General features: G+C 57.6%; 4 protein-coding genes and 1 pseudogene. All 5 read left to right on the forward strand.

Translation table 11 applies throughout. The features are described from left to right. A pseudogene (locus VU18_RS19365) lies at positions 1-109 on the forward strand (ribonuclease HII); the annotation flags it as partial. Between the two features lie 18 nt (positions 110-127). Then, positions 128-1,675, forward strand: a complete 1,548-nt coding sequence (locus VU18_RS05185; RefSeq protein ID WP_047757743.1) for a flagellar hook-length control protein FliK — start codon at positions 128-130, stop codon at positions 1,673-1,675. Beyond that, positions 1,672-1,959, forward strand: coding sequence for an EscU/YscU/HrcU family type III secretion system export apparatus switch protein (locus tag VU18_RS05190; RefSeq protein WP_020278183.1), 288 nt, complete (start codon positions 1,672-1,674; stop codon positions 1,957-1,959). Before VU18_RS05185 ends, VU18_RS05190 begins: the two co-directional genes overlap by 4 nt. A 115-nt stretch (positions 1,960-2,074) precedes the next feature. Further along, positions 2,075-3,235 carry an ADP-forming succinate--CoA ligase subunit beta gene (sucC, locus tag VU18_RS05195; RefSeq protein ID WP_011230708.1) on the forward strand — a complete coding sequence of 387 codons (1,161 nt, stop codon included), beginning with the start codon at positions 2,075-2,077 and terminating at the stop codon, positions 3,233-3,235. A 17-nt stretch (positions 3,236-3,252) separates the two neighbouring features. Further along, the gene (gene sucD, locus VU18_RS05200) at positions 3,253-4,155 is read left to right on the forward strand and encodes a succinate--CoA ligase subunit alpha (RefSeq protein ID WP_011230709.1); all 903 of its coding nucleotides are present in this window, start codon (positions 3,253-3,255) and stop codon (positions 4,153-4,155) included. Positions 4,156-4,220: the final 65 nt, after the last annotated feature.

Raw genomic sequence — 4,220 nt, forward strand, 5'->3', positions numbered from 1 at the left:
CGGAACGCCGGAACATTTCGAGGCGATCCGCCGCTACGGCGTTACGCCTGAGCACCGTCGTTCGTTCGCACCGGTGAGGGAGGTGCTGAAGGCGAGCGAGCAGCTCTAGAAGAAGGGATGGGACGAAATGGTCGAGCGCATGGAGCGGACAATGCCAACGACCGCTGTCCGCGACGCGACATCCAGCCGGCGGTTTCAGCCGGGGCAGGCCGTCGTCGGCCGAGTGGAGCGGGTCGAGGAGATGGAAACCGGGGAGCGGGCGGCGCTCGTCCGCGCTGGCGGACAGCTTGTGCGCGCCCGTTTGGAGGCGCCGCTTGCCGTCGGACGTTTGTATTTGTTTGAAATTCACGAACGACAAGGAACAATTTATTGGAAAGCCATTCCCCTTTCCGAACCGGCGTCTGCTCCGTCAGGTGAAGAGGCGGTGCGCCGGTGGCAAAAAGCGTGGAAACTGCCGGATGCGGCGCTGCCGGTGCTCCGCCAAGCGCTGAAAGCTGGCGCGGCTGCAACGAAAGAGGAAATTGCCGCACTGACTGAAGCGGTGAAAGAGACCGGCCAGCCGGACGCGGCCGAAGACGTGCTCGCCCATTTGTTTCGCCGCCGGCTGCCGTTCTCTTCAGCCGTGTTTCGCGCGCTATGGGCAGCCAAAACCGGGGTGCCGCTCGCTGAGGGGTTGGGGAAACTGAAAGCGGCCATTGCCGCCCTTTCCGCCCATCCGGCGGCGCTTGAGCTCAGCCGGGCGATGGAGAAGTTTCTTTCACCGCCGCTGTCCGCTTACGAGGCGGCCGTGCGTTTGTTGCTGTCAGGGGAGGAAGAGGCCGAAACGGCCCGCGCGCTTCTTGCCCGCCTTGGGCTCGCCCCGTTGCCGGAGGACCGCCGCTTGGCGCTTCGGGAGGCGGTGCAATGCCGCCGGTTTGTCGATATCATTCGGCAGCTCGGCTTGACGGACGAGGAGGCGTTTTTGGAACGGTGGGCAGCTCTTGATGCTGCCTATCAAAGCGGAGCGCTGCCCGCCGCGGAAGCGAAGTTGTGGGCGGCCGCTCGAGCGACGAGAGATCCGGCGCTGTCGCTGTTTTGCTGGCTGAGGCGAGCGGCCGTGCGGCTTGGGCTTGAGGACGAGGCGGCGCTCGTCCGTGTTGGGAAAATCGAGGATTTGCCTTCCGCCCCGTCGTTGAAACGGCTGCTTCTTCGCTTTCTTCATGAATCGGGGAGCGAAGGGGCCAAGAGGGCGGCCGAAGCGATTCTCGACCAGCTCGATGGCATGGCCATCGCTGCTGGCGGCGATGGGCTCATTGAGCACGTATGGATTTCGTTTCCATTGCCGCTTGGCGGCCGCAGCAGCGATTTTGCTGTGTGCTGGCAAGGAAGGAGGAAACAAGGCGGGCCGCTTGATGCCGATTACAACCGCATTGTTTGTTGCCTGACGCTTGAAGAGCTGGGAGAGGTGATCGTTGATATGCGCGTGCAACGACGGATCGTCCACATCTCCATTTTTCACGATGATCCGCGGTTGGCGGTTGCTGCCGCTCGGATGGCTCCGCTTGTCAAAGAGCGGTTTCAGGCGCACGGCTATGCGCTTTCAGGCATTGATGTAAAGGCAACGCGTTCCGCCCCTCCTCCGCCTTCCGTTTTTCTGTTTGCCGACAGTTGCAGCGAGGTGGATTGCCAAGCATGAACGAGGAGCGGAAAAAAGCAGTCGCCTTGTCTTACGATGCGGCACTTGACGCAGCTCCGATCGTCAAGGCGAAAGGGGTTGGCAAGGTCGCCGAAGCGATCATCGCCGCCGCCCGGCAGCACGGCGTGCCGATTCGCCAAGATCCGACGCTTGTTGAGCTGCTGGGGAAAGTGGAGATCAACGAAATGATCCCGGAGGAGCTGTACGCCTTAGTGGCTGAATTGTTCGTGTTTTTGTATCAGCTTGATCAGGAAGCGAAAGGAGAAAGAGCGGGGAAGGGATAATTTTCCTATTCCCCGCTTTCTTAATTTTGCGGCGAAACGGTGGACAAGCGCGAAATGTTAGGTATAAAATGAAAGCGCTAAGACTTTTTTGATTTTATACATAGGAGGTTGGCGCATGAACATTCATGAATACCAAGCAAAAGAAATTTTGCGAAGCTATGGTGTGAGCGTGCCGAACGGCCGCGTCGCGTTCACGGTGGATGAAGCGGTCGAAGCGGCGAAAGAGCTCGGCGCGCCGGTGTGTGTCGTCAAAGCGCAAATTCATGCCGGCGGGCGCGGCAAAGCGGGCGGGGTGAAAGTGGCAAAAAGCCTCGAGGAAGTCCGTACATACGCCAGCGAATTGCTCGGCAAAGTGCTCGTCACCCATCAAACCGGCCCGGAAGGAAAAGAAGTGAAACGGCTGTTGATTGAAGAAGGGTGCGACATCCAAAAAGAATACTACATCGGCCTTGTCGTCGACCGCGCCACCTCGCGCGTCGTGTTAATGGGGTCGGAAGAAGGCGGAACGGAAATCGAAGAAGTGGCGGCGAAAACGCCGGAGAAAATTTTTAAAGAATACATCGATCCAGCCGTCGGGCTCCAAGCGTTCCAAGCGCGCCGATTGGCTTTCAACATCAACATTCCGAAGCATCTCGTCAACCAAGCGGTCAAATTTATGATGGGCTTGTACCAAGTGTTTGTCGATAAAGACTGCTCGATCGCCGAAATCAACCCGCTTGTCGTCACCGGCGACGGCAAAGTGATGGCGCTTGATGCGAAGCTGAATTTCGATTCAAACGCCTTATACCGCCATCCGGACATCCTTGAATACCGCGACTTGGATGAAGAAGACCCGAAAGAAGTCGAAGCGTCGAAATACGACTTGAACTACATCGCTCTTGACGGCAACATCGGCTGCATGGTCAACGGCGCCGGCTTGGCGATGGCGACAATGGACATCATCAAATATTACGGAGGCGAGCCGGCCAACTTCCTCGATGTCGGCGGCGGCGCCAGCGAGGAAAAAGTAAGGGAAGCGTTCAAAATCATTTTGTCCGACCCGAACGTCAAAGGCATTTTCGTCAACATTTTCGGCGGCATTATGAAATGCGATGTCATCGCGAGCGGCATCGTCGCGGCGACGAAGCAAGTCGGTTTGACGCTTCCGCTTGTCGTCCGGCTTGAAGGAACGAACGTTGAGCTTGGGAAAAAGATTTTGCAAGAGTCAGGCTTAAACATTATTGCGGCCGAATCGATGGCGGACGGAGCACAAAAAATCGTCGAGCTAGTACGTTAAGAAAGCGAGGGAGACACGTGAGCGTTTTTGTCAATAAAGACACGAAAGTGATCGTGCAAGGGATTACCGGTTCGCAAGGGCTGTTCCATACAAAGCAGATGATCGAGTACGGGACGAACATCGTCGGCGGCGTCACGCCGGGCAAAGGCGGCACGGAAGTCGAAGGCGTGCCGGTGTTTGACACTGTTTCGGAAGCGGTCGAAAGAACGGGAGCGAACGCCTCGGTCATTTACGTTCCGCCGGCCTTCGCTGCGGATGCCATCATGGAAGCGGTCGACGCGGGACTCGACCTTGTCGTTTGCATCACCGAAGGCATTCCGGTGCTTGATATGGTGAAAGTGAAACGGTACATGGAGGGCAAAAAGACGCGCCTCATCGGCCCGAACTGCCCGGGCGTCATTACGCCGGAAGAGTGCAAAATCGGCATTATGCCGGGCTATATCCATAAAAAAGGACATGTCGGCATTGTTTCCCGTTCCGGCACGCTGACGTACGAAGCCGTTCACCAACTGACGCAAGCCGGCATCGGCCAGTCGACGGCGGTCGGCATCGGCGGCGACCCGGTCAACGGCACAAACTTCATCGATGTGTTGAAGGCGTTTAATGAAGACGAAGAAACGTACGCGGTCATTATGATCGGCGAAATCGGCGGCACGGCGGAAGAAGAAGCGGCCGAATGGGTGAAAGCGAACATGACGAAACCGGTCGTCGGCTTTATCGGCGGGCAAACGGCGCCTCCGGGCAAACGGATGGGCCATGCCGGCGCGATCATTTCCGGCGGCAAAGGCACGGCCGCAGAGAAAATCAAAAAAATGACCGAATGCGGCATTAAAGTGGCGGAAACGCCGGCCGTCATCGGCGAAACGCTCATTTCTGTGCTGAAAGAACGCGGCTTGTACGAAAAATGCAAAACGCACTAATGGTTTGGCCCCGCACGTCCTCGTGCGGGGTGTTGCATATCATGCTATAGATGCAATTTGAAGCT

The sequence above is a fragment of the Geobacillus sp. ZGt-1 genome (assembly GCF_001026865.1).
GTDB lineage: Bacteria > Bacillota > Bacilli > Bacillales > Anoxybacillaceae > Geobacillus > Geobacillus thermoleovorans.